At 41.3% G+C, this 15,007-nt stretch carries 14 protein-coding genes and 1 pseudogene; 13 read left to right on the forward strand and 2 right to left on the reverse strand.

The window, feature by feature from the left end:
• Positions 1-86: 86 nt before the first annotated feature.
• Positions 87-794, forward strand: coding sequence for an HD domain-containing protein (locus tag WBS51_RS06305; RefSeq protein WP_226853754.1), 708 nt, complete (start codon positions 87-89; stop codon positions 792-794).
• A gap of 26 nt (positions 795-820) precedes the next feature.
• Here the strand turns inward: WBS51_RS06305 and yyaC are convergent.
• Positions 821-1,339: pseudogene (gene yyaC, locus WBS51_RS06310) on the reverse strand (spore protease YyaC); the annotation flags it as partial.
• Positions 1,340-1,511: 172 nt separating this feature from the next.
• Between yyaC and WBS51_RS06315 the strand changes: the two are divergent.
• The 3 genes from WBS51_RS06315 to WBS51_RS06325 are packed head-to-tail and all read left to right on the forward strand — an operon-like array spanning position 1,512 to position 4,709.
• Positions 1,512-2,771 (forward strand): LysM peptidoglycan-binding domain-containing protein, encoded by a 1,260-nt coding sequence (locus WBS51_RS06315; protein ID WP_294459319.1) that lies wholly within the window; start codon positions 1,512-1,514, stop codon positions 2,769-2,771.
• 46 nt (positions 2,772-2,817) lie between these two features.
• Positions 2,818-3,990, forward strand: a complete 1,173-nt coding sequence (locus WBS51_RS06320; protein WP_294459317.1) for a DUF5711 family protein — start codon at positions 2,818-2,820, stop codon at positions 3,988-3,990.
• A gap of 32 nt (positions 3,991-4,022) precedes the next feature.
• A complete protein-coding gene (locus WBS51_RS06325; protein WP_173750260.1) occupies positions 4,023-4,709 on the forward strand; it encodes a CvpA family protein in 687 nt (228 codons plus the stop codon).
• 140 nt (positions 4,710-4,849) lie between these two features.
• On the opposite strand, the gene WBS51_RS06330 is transcribed toward WBS51_RS06325, so the two are convergent.
• A complete protein-coding gene (locus WBS51_RS06330) occupies positions 4,850-5,572 on the reverse strand; it encodes a FadR/GntR family transcriptional regulator (protein WP_173750261.1) in 723 nt (240 codons plus the stop codon).
• A gap of 195 nt (positions 5,573-5,767) precedes the next feature.
• Here WBS51_RS06330 and WBS51_RS06335 point away from each other — a divergent pair, with 195 nt between their 5' ends.
• The 9 genes from WBS51_RS06335 to WBS51_RS06375 all read left to right on the forward strand — a co-directional run bounded on the left by WBS51_RS06335 (position 5,768) and on the right by WBS51_RS06375 (position 14,517).
• The gene (locus WBS51_RS06335; RefSeq protein ID WP_264293514.1) at positions 5,768-6,607 is read left to right on the forward strand and encodes a transketolase; all 840 of its coding nucleotides are present in this window, start codon (positions 5,768-5,770) and stop codon (positions 6,605-6,607) included.
• On the forward strand, positions 6,607-7,542 hold the full coding sequence (locus tag WBS51_RS06340) for a transketolase family protein (protein WP_173750263.1): 936 nt from the start codon (positions 6,607-6,609) through the stop codon (positions 7,540-7,542). The genes WBS51_RS06335 and WBS51_RS06340 overlap by 1 nt, the downstream gene beginning before the upstream one ends.
• A gap of 33 nt (positions 7,543-7,575) precedes the next feature.
• Entirely contained in the window at positions 7,576-8,436 is an 861-nt protein-coding gene (locus WBS51_RS06345) for a phosphogluconate dehydrogenase C-terminal domain-containing protein (protein WP_294459310.1), read from the forward strand.
• A 39-nt stretch (positions 8,437-8,475) separates the two neighbouring features.
• A complete protein-coding gene (locus WBS51_RS06350) occupies positions 8,476-9,444 on the forward strand; it encodes a D-2-hydroxyacid dehydrogenase (RefSeq protein WP_173750265.1) in 969 nt (322 codons plus the stop codon).
• A 146-nt stretch (positions 9,445-9,590) separates the two neighbouring features.
• A complete protein-coding gene (locus WBS51_RS06355) occupies positions 9,591-10,157 on the forward strand; it encodes a YcxB family protein (RefSeq protein ID WP_173750266.1) in 567 nt (188 codons plus the stop codon).
• Positions 10,158-10,198: 41 nt separating this feature from the next.
• The gene (locus WBS51_RS06360) at positions 10,199-11,239 is read left to right on the forward strand and encodes a DctP family TRAP transporter solute-binding subunit (RefSeq protein WP_173750267.1); all 1,041 of its coding nucleotides are present in this window, start codon (positions 10,199-10,201) and stop codon (positions 11,237-11,239) included.
• Between the two features lie 14 nt (positions 11,240-11,253).
• Complete coding sequence (locus WBS51_RS06365; protein WP_173750268.1) at positions 11,254-11,757, forward strand: TRAP transporter small permease; 504 nt, start codon at positions 11,254-11,256, stop codon at positions 11,755-11,757.
• On the forward strand, positions 11,754-13,067 hold the full coding sequence (locus tag WBS51_RS06370; RefSeq protein WP_294459302.1) for a TRAP transporter large permease: 1,314 nt from the start codon (positions 11,754-11,756) through the stop codon (positions 13,065-13,067). The genes WBS51_RS06365 and WBS51_RS06370 overlap by 4 nt, the downstream gene beginning before the upstream one ends.
• 199 nt (positions 13,068-13,266) lie before the next feature.
• Positions 13,267-14,517 carry a glycerate kinase type-2 family protein gene (locus WBS51_RS06375; RefSeq protein ID WP_173750269.1) on the forward strand — a complete coding sequence of 417 codons (1,251 nt, stop codon included), beginning with the start codon at positions 13,267-13,269 and terminating at the stop codon, positions 14,515-14,517.
• The last annotated feature ends 490 nt before the right edge of the window (positions 14,518-15,007 follow it).

The following is a 15,007-nucleotide window of genomic DNA, read 5'->3' on the forward strand; positions in this document are numbered from 1 at the left end:
TGTGGTGCAGTCTCCCCTTTACAAATGAGGAAAAATAGGGTAGAATCGAACTCAACAAAAAAGGTCAACAAAAGGGGAGATTCTGTATGACAAGACGAAAAAATAAGGGGAGAATGAAGAGGGCACATACGGTGAAAGACCCTGGAAATGAAGAATTTTACGAATACATTAAAGATTTGGTACATCACCCCTATGTGCTGAAAATGAAGGAATTTCCACATCACTGTGAGACAAGCTGCTATCAGCATTGTCTGAATGTGGCATATTATAATTACCGAATCTGCAAATTTTTTAACTTAGATGCCAGAAGCGCGGCACGGGCGGGAATGCTGCACGATTTGTTCCTGTATGACTGGCGGGGACACCGGAAGAAGACGGGAGACCCGGTTCATGCCATGACTCATCCCCACCGGGCGCTGCACAATGCAAAGAAATACTTTAAGCTGAACCCTCTTGAGGAGGAGATGATTGTAAAGCACATGTTTCCGGTGACACCCATACCGCCCACCCACTGGGAGACCTGGATTATTACACTGACAGACAAATACTGCGGGACCTGCGAAATCGGGCGGTATTATTACAAAGCCTGGTTTCCGAGAGGCGCGTATCTGTTTATGAAGCGGCTGGTGCGCCGTGTCTTTGGCGCGGATTACCAATATACGGATTACATTCTTCCTTTTGGCAAGGAGGTGGCAGCGGCTGACAGAGGTGCAAATTTTGCAAAGCTGAGAGTCCGTTCCACAGGCCGCTGGACAAAGGGCTCTTCGGGAAAACGGCGGGGCGTAAAATACTGATGATGGGCCAGCAGAATTCCGGAAACAATGGAATCTGCCAGTTGTACCACTGTGGCAAGCCGGGTAGTCTGCAGAAGAAAATTGTCAAAAGTTCCCGATACATTTACAATGCCTGTGATGGAAATATCTCCCACAGGCATTAATTTTTTCCGCACGCCCAGTCCCGGTTCTAAAGCACCCGGGGATATAGTGAGAAACCCCAGATGTTTTCTGGTGCCCAAAGAGGCATCAATAGCCAGGATGAGGCCGTGAGGATGCTGCTGCTGCAGCATTTCCACGGTCTCGTTTAAATTCAGGGCATGCACCGGACGGTCCAGTGTGCCGTATACCCGGGCATGGGGTAAAGAAAATCTGGACAGGCTGTGTCCCACCAGAGGTCCCAGGCTGTCTCCGGTAATGCGGTCGCTTCCAATACAGAGAATCACCAGTTCGCTGAAATTTTTTTCACAGGAGGTGAGCAGGTCAAAGAGAATCGCGCCAAGCCGGGTATCGGCTCCGGTGCTTTTATTTTCTATATAGTAAGTATGATTTTTAGTCTGCAGCATACAATTTCTATCCTTTCCTGACGTTCATGGTCTTAGTCTGTCCGTTTTTTCTGCCTTTATCCTGTGGATTTTTAAGAAAATTTGTCGGTAAAAAAATAGAATCGAGCCCGGAATATGATAAATTTCGCAGGACAAGTGTGTTATTCTCTTTCCAAAAGGGGTGACTGATTCTATGATAGAAATTGTTTATGAAAAGGAAAAACAAAAGCCCGAAGGGAATGAAGGATTTTTCCGTATTCCCAATAATATACGCCAGATAGGAGAAATCAGAGGAACACAGAAAATCTATATAGAAGATTATGCGTATACTTACCTTTGTAGAATCTCTTCTGAAAATTCGCACAGAGGAATTGCGGCGATTCTGCTGGGACAGGCCAATTGGAAAGAAGGAATCTCCTATTTGTTCATTAAAAGTGCGGTAGCGCTGCCGGATATGGAGGTGACAGAGGAGCATCTGACCTTTACCCAGGAAATCTGGAATCATGTGTATGAGAAAAACAAGGAATATTTTCCGGAACAGGAAGTGGTAGGCTGGTTTTTGTCCATTCCCGGCTGCGCCATGGAACTGCATGAGGTCATTTGCCAGACCCATCTCAATCATTTCGGCGGCAATGACAAAGTGCTCTTTGTGCAGGAACCGCTGGAAAAAGAAGAGGCCTTCTACCGCTATGAAGAAGGCCGGATGTCCCGTCAGCCCGGCTTTTACGTGTATTATGAGAAAAATGAGCCTATGCGGAATTTCCTCATTGCGCAGAATGAAAGGGCAGAACGGAAAACAGAGGAAGTGGATGATTCTGCAGTGTCCACATTCCGCAAAAAGGTGGAAAAAAAGACGGCAGAGGAAGAACAAAAACAGAAATTTCCGCTTTTCAGAACCGCCAGTGTCTGTGCGGCAGCAGCGGTATTGGCTGTTGGGGTGCTGTATCTGAATGACTATCAGAAACTGAGAAGCACCGAGAAGGTTATGGCGAGCCTGGAAGAACCTCGGGAGAAGGAAGAGCAGCAGAAAGTTGCACCGGTGAATGGCACAGCGGACAGTACCGGGAAAAGCGATGACGCGAAGGAAAATGTTGCGGAGACAGAGAAAAAGACAGAAACTGAAACTTCTGCAGAGACATCCGGGGAAACATCTGCAGCTGATACAGATTCCGGTCAGAAGGAAAAAGGGGCAGAGAGTTCTGACAGCAGTCATCAGGAAAATACTCCCGATGATGCAGAGGACACAGATACGCCGTCAGATACGGCTGTATCGGATACCGAAACAACTGCGGTGGGAACCCACCGTTCCTATACCATTCAGCCCGGAGATACCATTACGAAAATCAGTATCCGCAACTATGGCAATACAAAAAAAATAGGAGAAATCTGTGAACTGAACAGTCTGTCGGAAACAGATTTGATTTATCCGGGACAAAAAATTTTACTCCCTTAAAGATTTGTGTTATACTTAGCCTAAAAATACATTGAGGAAGAGATTTATGAATCTAAAACAAAATGATAAAGTGGTAAAGCTGAATACAGGCAAATGGAAACGCTTCACACAAATCAGAGTGAAAAAATCTCTGCTGATTTTCGGGGCAGTGATTTTACTGGCTATAGCTGTAATTTTAGGAATCAAATATCATGTGTATCATAAATACCAGGTGGTGTCCTCAGCGGAAAACGAAGATACGCAGTCTGCCAGCTATATTCAGCTGGGAGACGGTCTTCTGAAATATGGAGATGACGGCGCTTCCCTGTTGTCACAATCGGAGAAGGTGGTGTGGAATCAGACATTTGAAATGAGTAATCCAGCCGCTGCAGTCCGGGGCGAGAAAGCTGTTATCTATGATAAAAAGGGAACAGACATGTACATTCTGGGAAAGGACGGCCCCATAGGTCCGGTAGAGACAAAATTTCCGGTGCTCCAGGCAGAAATTACAGAGAAAGGGGCTGTGGCAGCAGTCCTGGAGGACGGTGAAAAAACCTGGATTAACTATTATGCAGCAGACGGAAGTACCATTGCCGAAAATCAGACCAGAGTAGACAATCCCGGCTATCCGCTGGACATGGCGGTTTCTCCGGATGGAGAAATTATTGCTGTCAGTTATCTTTTTGTAGATAATGGTGATATATCCAGCAGGATTATTTTCTACAATTTCGGAGATGAAGGACAGAACAAAACGGATAATATTGTGGCTGAGTTTACATATAAAAACACAGTGGTACCTCAGCTGATTTATTTGACGAATCAGTCCGCAGTGGCGATTCGCGATGATGGATATTCGGTTTTCAGAGGAGCCGGAACGCCGAAGGAAGAGGTAAATGAAAAGACGGACAGTGAGATTGTCAGTACGTTTTATAATGATAAATACTTTGGATTGGTGTTAAAAGGCGATGACAAGAAGGACAAATACCAAATGGAACTTTATGACCCATCGGGAAGAAAGCGGTTCTCAAAAGGATTTGACCAGGAATATGAGAGTATCAGTATCAGCAGAGAAATGATCATTATGCACCATGATGACCAGGTGCAGATGTACAACTTAAGCGGCATTAAAAAGTTTGACGGAACCATGGAGGAAGGCGCGGTGAAAAATCTTTTCCAGGTATCCTCCAAACGTTATATGATGATTTCGGAAAATGGAATTAATACGATTACACTAAAATAGCAGAGAAAGAGCACGAAAGAAAGGTGATGATTATGAACTGGCTGTGTGTTGTGATACTGGCAGTTCCTGTACTGTATATTTTTAAAGGGATTCAACGTGGAATGGTCCGCACGGCATTTTCTGTTTTTTCCGTTGTTCTGGCACTGGCTCTGGGATTTATACTAAACCCGTACATTACCCAGTTTCTGAGAGAAAAAACACCGGTTTATAAGGTGGTACAGGAACAGTGTGAGGAGAGCATTTCTGCTGCGTTGAAAGAGCAGCTGGATCAGAAAATAAATACGGAAGAGCAGAACCAGTATATTCAGAGTCTTCCTTTGCCGGAAAGTCTTACAAAAATTCTGGTGGGGCATAATAATACAGAAGGTTATAATCAGCTGCTGGCGGACAACTTTGGGGAATATCTTTCCCGCAGCATTGCGCAGATGGCCATAGGGGCTGTCAGTTTGATTTTTACGGCCGTTATTATCAGTATTGTCATGAATCTTCTGGGCGGTCTGCTGGATGGTATTTTTTCTCTGCCTGTTTTAAGTTTGATTAACAGAACAGGCGGTGCGGTGCTGGGAGCAGTGCAGGGGATTTTTGTGGTATGGATTATTTTTTTGATTATTACGCTGTTCTGGGATTCGGCTTGGGCGAAAGAAGCGGCTATGATGATTAAAGAGAACAAAATCACAAGTATTCTCTATGAAAATAATATTCTCCTGTATTTGTTATAGAGACTTTTTAGATGATGAATATAAGAAGAAAAGCAGGGAACTTTTGCATGGTTTGCAAAAGTTCCCTGCTTTTTCTGCGATTGCGGTTAAGAGCGTTTCATTGCGAAAATAAAGTAGCTTTCCTGAGTTCCCGGCATATTTTATTCGGTCATCAAGCCTAACCAGTTTTGAACTGAATTTTTAATAGCCAGTTTTGCATCGGCAAAATCGCGGTTCATTATTGCTGCAAGGATAGCTTCATGGTCATGGATGGTCATGCTGAATTCATTTATTGGCTGCCGTGAGGTTGTATAAATCATTTGAGCTTCAAATGATTCGAGAACATAATCGTACACAGTCTGTAAAATAAGATTTCCACAGCCATTTGAAAGGATGTGATGAAAACGCTGGTCATTTTCAGCCAGAATTTTTGATGAGGCGCCAGATTGCATTAAATCTTTATGGTATTGGATGTTTTCTTTTAAAAGGGGTATTACTGCTTCTGTAAGAGATTCATCTTCTAAAATCAGTTCAATAATATCTCGTTCCAGCGCGTATCTGGCATCTGTAATCACTTTATCCGAGGGGCTGGATATCAGCAGCGCAAAAACCAGAGGATTAAAATTGTTTTCTGAAATGGATGTATTCACATAGGTTCCATCTCCGGGGCGTATAGTAATAACTCCCAGTGTTTCCAACGATTTCATTGCTTGTCGAACAGAGCCTCTGCTTACTCCGAACAGTTCAACTAATTCAGATTCCGGCGGAAGTCTGTCACCGGGTAATATTCTTTTTTCCAATAAAGATTGGCGTATCTGATCAATAACATAGTTAGGTGCGGATTTATTTGCATGGGGGCGTGGTGTCCATAATGTTTTCTCCAATCGAGTATCCTCCTCTTATCATTTTCTTTGCTTTATTATACATCAGAAACATACAAACATCAAACGTTTATTGTATGAGGCGTTTTGCATAAAATAATCAATGCTTTTTTATAAAATTTGTCATATTGACAAAAAGGCAAGTAAAAAGTAAAATGGAGACAAGATAAAGGTATAACGTTTAATGATTAACAATTAATGAATGAGGTGGAAAAAATGAAAAATGAACAAATTCATGAAATGGCACAGAAACTTCGGTTAGAAACCGTAAGAATGGTGTATGAGGGCAAAGACGGACATCCAGGACCAGCGTTATCTATTGCAGATATTGTGGCAACACTTTATTTTGACACCATGAACATTGACCCTGGGAAACCAGAATGGGAAGATAGAGACCGTCTGATACTTTCAAAAGGACATTCTTGTCCCATTGTATATGCGGCATTAAATGAAAGAGGATATTTTGAACCAAAGGTAGAGCATTTTAATTTGAGACAGTTACATAGTATTTTCCAGGGTCATCCGTCTATGCATAGTACACCGGGGATTGATATGACATCTGGTTCTCTTGGGAATGGCATTGCAATCGGTGCAGGAATGGCACTTGCTGCAAAAGCACAGGGAAAAGATTACTACACATATGTTATCTGTGGTGATGGCGAATTACAGGAAGGTGTCTGCTGGGAAGGAATCAATACAGCATCAGGAAGAAAACTGGATAATTTGATTCTGTTTGTAGACAGGAACGGGTGGCAGAGTTATAAGAGCGTAGATTTTACTGTGGGTCATAATAATGTGGCAGAACGAATCAGGGCCTTTGGCTGGCATGTTCAGGAAATCAGCGGTCATGATATCGGTGCAATTAAATCGGCAATTACGATTGCAAAGAGTAATAGAGGTGTTCCTTCATGTATTGTATGTGATTGCGTGAAAGGAAAAGGTGTAAGTTTTATGGAAGATAATAACGCATGGCATAAAGGGGTTCCCACAGATGACGAGTATGCTGTTGCAGTTAAAGAACTGGGAGGTGCAGAATAATGACAAAGTTTAAAGGTACAAGAGAAGCATTTGCAGCAGCCTTAATGGATATGGCCGAAGAAAGAAAAGATATTGTGCTGATTTCGCCGGATTCGCTGAAAGCAATGAGGGCAGTTCCATTTGGTGAAAAGTATCCGGAGCGTTATGTAGAATGCGGAATTGCAGAGCAAGGTGCGGTAGATACTGCAGCCGGACTTGCGAGTGCAGGAATGACACCATTTGTAGGTACATATGCAGGATTTTTGACAATGCGCGCCTGTGAGCAGATGCGTACGTTTGTGGGATATACAAATTTGAACGTAAAATTTCTTGGTGTCAACTCTGGATTGTTAGGTGGTGAGCGAGAAGGTGTTACACATCAGTTTTATGAAGATCTTGCAGTGGTATCAAGTCTGCCCAATTATACAATTTTTACACCTGCTGACCCGGCACAGTGCTATCAGGCAGTGAAAAAAGCAGCAGAGGTAGAGGGACCAGTCTATATCAGAGCAGGAAGTGGGCGTGAAGTAGATGTGTATCATGTAAATGCACCGTTTGCTGAGAATGGAATTACTGTTTGGAAGGAATATGGAACAGATGCCGTATTGTTTTCCAGTGGATTTGTTCTGGACAGAGTAATAAAAGCAGCAGAACTCTTAAAAGAGCAGGGGGTAAATGTTACTGTAGCGGATATTAATATTCTTTATGGAAATAATCCTTCTGATATTTTAAAAGTAATGGAGAAGAGCAGTCAGCTGTTTACCATAGAGGACCATAATATTAATGGTGGTTTAGGTTCTTATATCAGCCGACTTGCATGTGAAAATAAACCGGCTCATGTAACGAGAATCGCTTTGACTACATATGGTGAATCTGGACCGGCAAAAGAACTTGCAGATGCTTATGGATTTTCACCAGAGGCCATAGCAGAAAAAGTTATAAAAACTATTCAATAAAATATTTTACAAAGAAAGATGAGGTAAACATTCATGAATGAGATTAGTGTAGCAGTAATCGGTGCTGGAGGAAAGATGGGCACACGTACCAGTAGAAATCTTGCAAAATTAACAGATAAATATAATCTGATGCTTGTGGAGAATGCCCCTAAAGGGATTGAGAGTATCCATGAGCGCGGTTTGGAAGTAACACCTATTGAGGAGGCAATTGAGAAAGCAGAAGTGGTTGTTTTTGCAGTTCCGGATACATTGATTGAAAAACTCAGTGCAATCTATGTTCCAATGCTGAAACCAGGAACAGGATTTCTTATTCTTGACCCGGCAGCGGCAGTAGCAAAAGAATTGTCACTTCGTGATGATTGTACATTTGGTGTTGCACATCCATGCCACCCTTCATTCCTTCTGGATCAGGATACCCCGGAAGCACGTGCAGACCGTTTCGGGGGAGATGGCGGAAAACAGGATATTGTTATGAGCAAGATTTGTGGGGAGGATAATGTGTTTGCAAAAATGCAGGAAACAGCACGCGATATGTATGCAGCTGAACATGCTTATGTAATGACATCAGAACAGATTGCATTTCTGGAACCGACACTGGTTGAACTGCTCGGAGCTACATGTCTGTATGCCATGGCAGAAACAGTAGATGAAGCAGAACGCCGCGGAATTAACAGAGATGCAGCTGTTTCCTTCCTGGTGGGACATATTTACAATCTGACCTGCAATTTCCTTGGTTATATCCCTGGAAAGCCGCCAGTATCAGATGCTTGTAAAGTGGCAATAGGACTTGGGAACCGTCTGGTAATGAGAGAAGACTGGAAAAAAATCTGGGATGACGATGTCCTTCATAAAGTAATTAAGACAATGCTTCATCCGGAACAGCCACAGATTTAGGATGATGTAGGAAAAAAGGTTATATTTTAGGAGGTTAACATGAAGATTGTTGTATTAGACGGTTATACAGAAAATCCAGGTGACCTTAGCTGGAGAGAACTTGAAGCTTATGGAGAATTAACAGTATATGACAGAACTTCGCTCATAGATGAAAATGAGACTATTGAGAGGATTGGAGACGCAGAAGTTGTATTTACCAATAAAACACCCATTACAAAAAAAGTAATTGATGCATGCCCGAATATAAAATTTATTTCACTTCTGGCAACAGGATATAATGTTGTGGATTATCAGTATGCTAAGGAAAAAGGGATTCCAGTGACAAACGTTCCAACATATGGAACTGCTTCTGTAAGCCAGTTTGCAATTGCATTGTTGTTGGAAATTTGTCACCATGTGGCGCATCATAGTAAGGCAGTACATGAGGGACGTTGGGAACATTGTCAGGATTGGTGCTTCTGGGATTATCCGCTTATTGAATTAGCTCAAAAAACCATTGGTATTATTGGTTTTGGCCGTATTGGACAGCAAACTGGTAAGATTGCAAAGGCATTGGGAATGAAAGTTTTGGCGTATGATAGTTACCAGAGCGACAGTGGAAAGGAAATTGCACAGTATGTTGAGTTGGAAGAGCTTCTTGCAAGCTCTGATGTTATCGCATTGCATTGTCCATTATTCCCGTCTACTGAGGGAATTATAAACAAAGATACCATTGAAAAAATGAAAGATGGTGTAATCCTTTTGAACAACAGCAGAGGTCCATTGATTGTAGAGCAGGATTTGGCAGATGCCCTGAACAGTGGAAAAGTGATGGCGGCTGGACTCGATGTGGTTTCTACTGAGCCGATTAAAGGGGATAATCCATTGTTGAAAGCCCCAAATTGTATTATAACCCCGCACATTTCTTGGGCTCCGAGGGAGAGCCGTCAACGCATTATGGATTGTGCTGTTGCAAATGTAAAGGCATATGTAGATGGGAAACCAATAAATGTTGTAAACGAAGTATAAGCTGGAATTTAGATTGTCTCAGCCGAGCTGGCTATAGGAAACTGTAATTTTGGAAACAGAAGATTTCGATTACTGTAACAATATGTAGCATGACAGCTATGCTGGGACAATTTATTCGTTGCAGAAACATAGGTAGAAGGTAAACAATGGAAAAGTATAAAGCAACAGTTCAGTATACGCCGGATTTAATTAGAAAGGCAGAAAAGGTGATTAACAATACCTTTTATTATAAGAATAATATGATAAGGATAGTTTTCTGCATAGCCTGCATGATAATAGGAGGATATGTTCAGCAGTTATTGGGGACAACCATGATGTTCATTGGAGCTGTTATACTGGCAGCTGGAAATATGAATGGAAAAAGGCGTGCAGAGCGCATCATTGAAGCATTAAATGGGGAAGAAATTAAAATGTCTTATAGTTTTCATACAGATGAAGTTTTTGGTTGTGTAGCACAGGGGAATAAATCGATATATCCATATGCTTCGCTCATACGTTTATTAGAGGATTCAGAATTCTTTTATCTTTTTACGGGGAAGGATCAGATTTTTGTTATCCGTAAAAATACGATTTCGTCGGGAAGGATAGAAGAGTTTAAGAAATTTATGACGCAAAAGACAGGGCTGGAATGGACAAAACCTGTGATACTTTTTACATTGAATATCAGACAGCTTTTATTTAATAAAGAAAATACCAAATGTATGGGAAGATAACTACGGATTAGGCACATAATTGATTGAAAGGAAATAATAAAATGGGAAACGGTATTGGGGGAAAGAAAAAAATATTACCGGTGCTTACAGCAGCGGCATTGATAGGTTCTTTGCTTACAGGATGCGGTTCTGTTGCAGAAGCAAGCAGCGGAAATGAATTTATGGGGGCTGCATCTGCAACAGTAAGATTTAAAGTAGGTACTACGACAGCACCGGAAGGACATTATGTGAAAGGTCTGCAGGAAATGCAGAGACTTTTGGAAAAATACAGCGATGGTGAAATGACATTAGATATTTATCCAAACTCAGAGTTGGGGAATGAACGTGACATGATGGAATCAGTAGGTCTGGGAATTCAAGAAATGGCTCTTGTTTCAACGGGACCATTTCCAAATTTCTGTCCGGATTGGTCTGTTCTTGACCTTCCATATCTTTTTGAGGACGCGCAGGAAGCATACAGAAAATTAGATGGTGAAAATGGACAGGCACTCTTAGACGAATTGTCAAAAATTAGGATTAAGGGAATTGGATTCTGGGAAAACGGATTTCGACAATTAACAAATGACAGTGTCGAAATTCGGACGCCGGAAGATTTAAAAGGAATCAAAGTCCGTACAATGGAAAATACCATTCATATGGCAACCTATCAGGAATTGGGAGCTAGTCCGACACCCATGGCATGGTCAGAAATTTTTACAGCTTTGCAGCAGGGGACAGTAGACGGACAGGAAAACCCTATTGCAATTATTGACTCTGCAAAAGTTTATGAAGTGCAGCACTATTGCTCAATGCTTAATTTGTTTTATTCGCCGTGTGTATTGATTATAAACGAAAAATTGTATAATAATTTTACTGCGGAACAGAAAGAGGCATTTGACCGGGCGGCAGAAGAAGCAAAAGTTTGGCAGAGAGAATATAGCCAGTCGTATAATGAAGAAGGACTGAAACATATGCAGGAGCAAGGTGTGATTATTACTGAAGTAAATCAGGAGGAATGGATAGAAGCCACCAAAGGTGTTTATGAGGATGTTGAAAAATTTGGACTTAGTCAGGAATTTGTAGATACCTGGACAGCAGATTGATGGAGGAATAAAGTATGGGGACATTTTTCAATAAATTGAAAAAAGTACAGGAAGTATTTTGTGTGATTCTTCTGATTGTGATGGTCACTATTATTTTTCTGGCAACAGTTGGAAGATACACAGGTTTGTTTTCAATTGCCTGGTCAGAAGAACTTGCAAGATATTGTATGATTTGGATGGTTTTTATTGGAGTGGGAATTGCAGCCTTAGAAGGCACTAACTTTGTAGTAGATGCCATGACTTTATGGTTATCTGAAGGAGCAATGAAAATACTGCATGTAGTCAGTGCAGTTATTACGCTTGCATTTGCATTATTTGCAGGTTATTACGGGTTGGATATGATTGATTATCAGTATGTCAGCGGGCAGGTTTCGGCAACTCTTCATATGCCCATGTGGATTATGTATATATCTATGCCCCTTGGATTAGTAAATATGGGACTTTTACAGTGTTGGAGAGTTTATTTGGAGTGTACAGGGAAATTAGATGAGAAAGCCGGGGAGGAGGAAAAAGCATGATAGCCCTATTACTTTTTGGAATTTTATTTTTGCTGTTATTTTTAGGTGTTCCGATTGCCGTCAGTCTGGGGGTGTCAACAGCCGCAGCTATGGTAATTACCGGAAATATAAATTTACTCCCGGCCATTACCCAGCGTATGTTTACTCAGACAGATAATTTTACATTAATGGCTGTTCCCTTTTTTATTCTTGCAGGAAATATTATGGAAAAGGGTGGTATATCAAAGCGTTTAATTGATTTTATAGCAACCTTGGTTAGAAGACAGCCGGGAAAACTTGCAAGTATTGCGGTGGTTGCATCTGCTTTTTTCGGGGCCATTTCAGGATCCAATCCGGCTACAGTTGCTGCAATCGGTGGAATTACAGTCCCTCGTATGAAAGAAAAAGGATATCCTAGTGAGGCGGCAGGTGCGGTAGCCGCCTCAGCAGGCACTTTGGGTGTAGTTATACCGCCGAGTATTCCAATGGTTACATATGCCGTAACAGCTTCAGTGTCTGTGGGAACCATGTTTTTGGCAGGCATTTTCCCGGGAATTCTCCTGGCGGTTGTTTTAGTAATTACCAATACTATTCTTTGCAAAAAATATGACCCTGCTGAAAAAAGTAAACTCCCGAAAGGAGCCATTGGAAAGGCTTTTATAAACGCAATTTGGGCAATTTTAATGCCGGTAATTATTTTGGGTGGGATATATGGAGGTATTTTTACACCAACGGAGTCTGCAGCAGTTGCTACCGTTTATTCGTTAATTATTTCACTGTTTGTTTATAAAGACTGCTCTTTTAAGGATTTGTATGGTATTTTCAGAGATTCAGCAGTAAGTTCTGCGGTTGTCATGTTTGTCATCGGTCTTTCAGCGCCATTTGCGTGGTTTATGACACATGAAAATCTTCCTGCAATGATTGCAAATGCGATTATTGGTGCATTTTCAGGAAATAGAATCATACTTCTTTTAATTGTTAATCTGATTCTTCTGTTCCTCGGAATGTTCCTGGAGACACAGTCAATCATATTATTGATTACACCAATTTTGGCACCGATGGCGACTACGCTGTTCCCCCAATATGGTGCAGAGTCCGTATTTCCTCTGGTTGTTATGGGTATTATCATCGTAATCAATACATCAATTGGTATGATTACACCACCGATGGCAGTGAATCTGTTTGTAGCATCAGGTATTTCAAAGTCCAGTATTGGAGCAATCTGCAAGCGAATTATCCCATATTTAATCGTAGAAGTTCTAGTATTATTGGTCATGGGATTCATTCCGCAGATTATCAGTTGGCTGCCTACCCTTACCGGTGTGGTATAAAGAACTTCGAGAAAATGCGCGGTGGAGAAATACCTTCGCGCATTTCTGCGGTGAGTGGTGTACAGAAATCAGGATTGGAATCCAGGTTAGAGAAATATCAGGATGACAGTCCCGAGAATAGAAAACATTGGTTTGTCAATTGTAGATTTGATGATGTAGAGATATTGAAAGTGTATAGAGTGTTTAGGAGGAGAAATTTATGGCTATAAGAGAAGATGCACAGGAAATCATAAATCAGGCACTGAAATCCTGTCTGCCAGATAAAGCTGTTCGTCGGGCATTGCAGGGGAAAGAGTTTGGGGATGGAAAAATTGTCATGGTAGCAATAGGCAAGGCAGCATGGCAAATGGCCAGATGTGGGGCAGAATGTCTTGGTGAACGTCTTAGTTCCGGCATTGTAATAACCAAATATGGACATAGTATGGGAGATATTGAGCGTTGTAAAATTGTAGAGGCAGGACATCCTGTTCCTGATAAAAATTCTTTTGAGGGTACGAAACAGGCTATGGAATTGGTTAAGAATCTGAACCGAGAAGATACGGTTATATTTCTGATTTCAGGAGGTGGTTCTGCGCTCTTTGAAAGTCCGCTGATTTCACCAGAGGAGTTAACGGATTTAACAAACAAATTGTTAAACTGCGGTGCTAATATTGTAGAAATGAATACTATTCGAAAAAGAATTTCAGCAGTGAAAGGCGGTAAATTTGCAAAATTATGTGCTCCTGCAAGTGTTTACGCAGTTGTTTTATCGGATATTCTGGGAGACCCTCTTGACATGATTGCGTCGGGGCCGGCATGCTGTGATTCTTCTACTTGTGAACAAGCATTAGATATTATTAATAAATATCGGATTTCTATATCAAAGCAAGTATTGAAACTTCTAAAAATAGAAACACCCAAATCCTTGGATAATGTTAAGACAGTAGTTACTGGCAGTGTGCGTGAACTGTGTTTGGCAGCAGCTAAAACCTGTGAATCCCTTGGCTATGAAACTATAATCCTCACAGATCAATTGGAATGTCAGGCCCGGGAGGCTGGTTTGATGTTATCCTCTATTGCAAGAACATACGCAAACAGCAATAAGTCTATCGCGTTTATTGTGGGTGGAGAAACAGTTGTAAGGGTAAGTGGAGATGGAAAAGGAGGGCGAAACCAGGAATTAGCCTTGGCAGCGGCAGAAGGTATTTCGGGATTGGAAAATGTAGTGATTTTTTCTGTTGGTTCCGATGGAACAGACGGACCTACAGATGCAGCTGGAGGCATAGTAGAGGGATTGACTGCAGATAAACTACACATTCTGGGAATGGATATTCATAAAATTTTGGAGAAGAATGATGCATATCCGGCATTAAAAGCAGTTGGTGGATTGATTTTTACAGGTCCTACTGGAACAAATGTCAATGATATTGCGTGTGTTCTTATGCGCAAAAATGAAGAACAGCAAGATTAACTCTTTCATACATATAAATAGTCATATTTGTCATATGAACACCAGATATTTTCAACGTAGAGTAGTAGAGTAAATTTATAACAGATTTTGTAAATTTGGGTTAAAAATAAGTGGTTAAAAATAAGTGGTTAAAAATAAGTGAAGAAATTGTAAAATTTTTCCGCTATTATTATTGACAGAGAAGAAAGAAAATGATATATTAATACCCAGCCAATGCTTAGAAAAAGCGTTGGAAAAGAAAATGAAAAAAGTTGTTGACAATAGTCGACAGATATGCTATTCTAACATAGCTGTCGCAAAGAACAGAAGTTATCGCTCAGGCGAGCAGATGCGGGTTCTTTAAAGCAACAGAAAGACGACTTCGGTCGATAAAAAAAGTTTTAAAAAGTTCTTGACAAAGCGATGCAGATGTGATAATCTAGTATGGCTGTCGAAAAAAAAGAACGGCTCAGCTGAATAGCTGAAAAAACTTTTTGAAAAAGTTCTTGAC

This window comes from Blautia acetica (assembly GCF_038739805.1).
Classification (GTDB): domain Bacteria; phylum Bacillota; class Clostridia; order Lachnospirales; family Lachnospiraceae; genus Blautia.

Coding starts and splice junctions, on each gene's coding strand:
- WBS51_RS06305 (WP_226853754.1), top strand. CDS start 87: ATGACAAGACGAAAAAATAAGGGGAGAATGAAGAGGGCACATACGGTG.
- WBS51_RS06315 (WP_294459319.1), top strand. CDS start 1,512: ATGATAGAAATTGTTTATGAAAAGGAAAAACAAAAGCCCGAAGGGAAT.
- WBS51_RS06320 (WP_294459317.1), top strand. CDS start 2,818: ATGAATCTAAAACAAAATGATAAAGTGGTAAAGCTGAATACAGGCAAA.
- WBS51_RS06325 (WP_173750260.1), top strand. CDS start 4,023: ATGAACTGGCTGTGTGTTGTGATACTGGCAGTTCCTGTACTGTATATT.
- WBS51_RS06335 (WP_264293514.1), top strand. CDS start 5,768: ATGAATGAGGTGGAAAAAATGAAAAATGAACAAATTCATGAAATGGCA.
- WBS51_RS06340 (WP_173750263.1), top strand. CDS start 6,607: ATGACAAAGTTTAAAGGTACAAGAGAAGCATTTGCAGCAGCCTTAATG.
- WBS51_RS06345 (WP_294459310.1), top strand. CDS start 7,576: ATGAATGAGATTAGTGTAGCAGTAATCGGTGCTGGAGGAAAGATGGGC.
- WBS51_RS06350 (WP_173750265.1), top strand. CDS start 8,476: ATGAAGATTGTTGTATTAGACGGTTATACAGAAAATCCAGGTGACCTT.
- WBS51_RS06355 (WP_173750266.1), top strand. CDS start 9,591: ATGGAAAAGTATAAAGCAACAGTTCAGTATACGCCGGATTTAATTAGA.
- WBS51_RS06360 (WP_173750267.1), top strand. CDS start 10,199: ATGGGAAACGGTATTGGGGGAAAGAAAAAAATATTACCGGTGCTTACA.
- WBS51_RS06365 (WP_173750268.1), top strand. CDS start 11,254: ATGGGGACATTTTTCAATAAATTGAAAAAAGTACAGGAAGTATTTTGT.
- WBS51_RS06370 (WP_294459302.1), top strand. CDS start 11,754: ATGATAGCCCTATTACTTTTTGGAATTTTATTTTTGCTGTTATTTTTA.
- WBS51_RS06375 (WP_173750269.1), top strand. CDS start 13,267: ATGGCTATAAGAGAAGATGCACAGGAAATCATAAATCAGGCACTGAAA.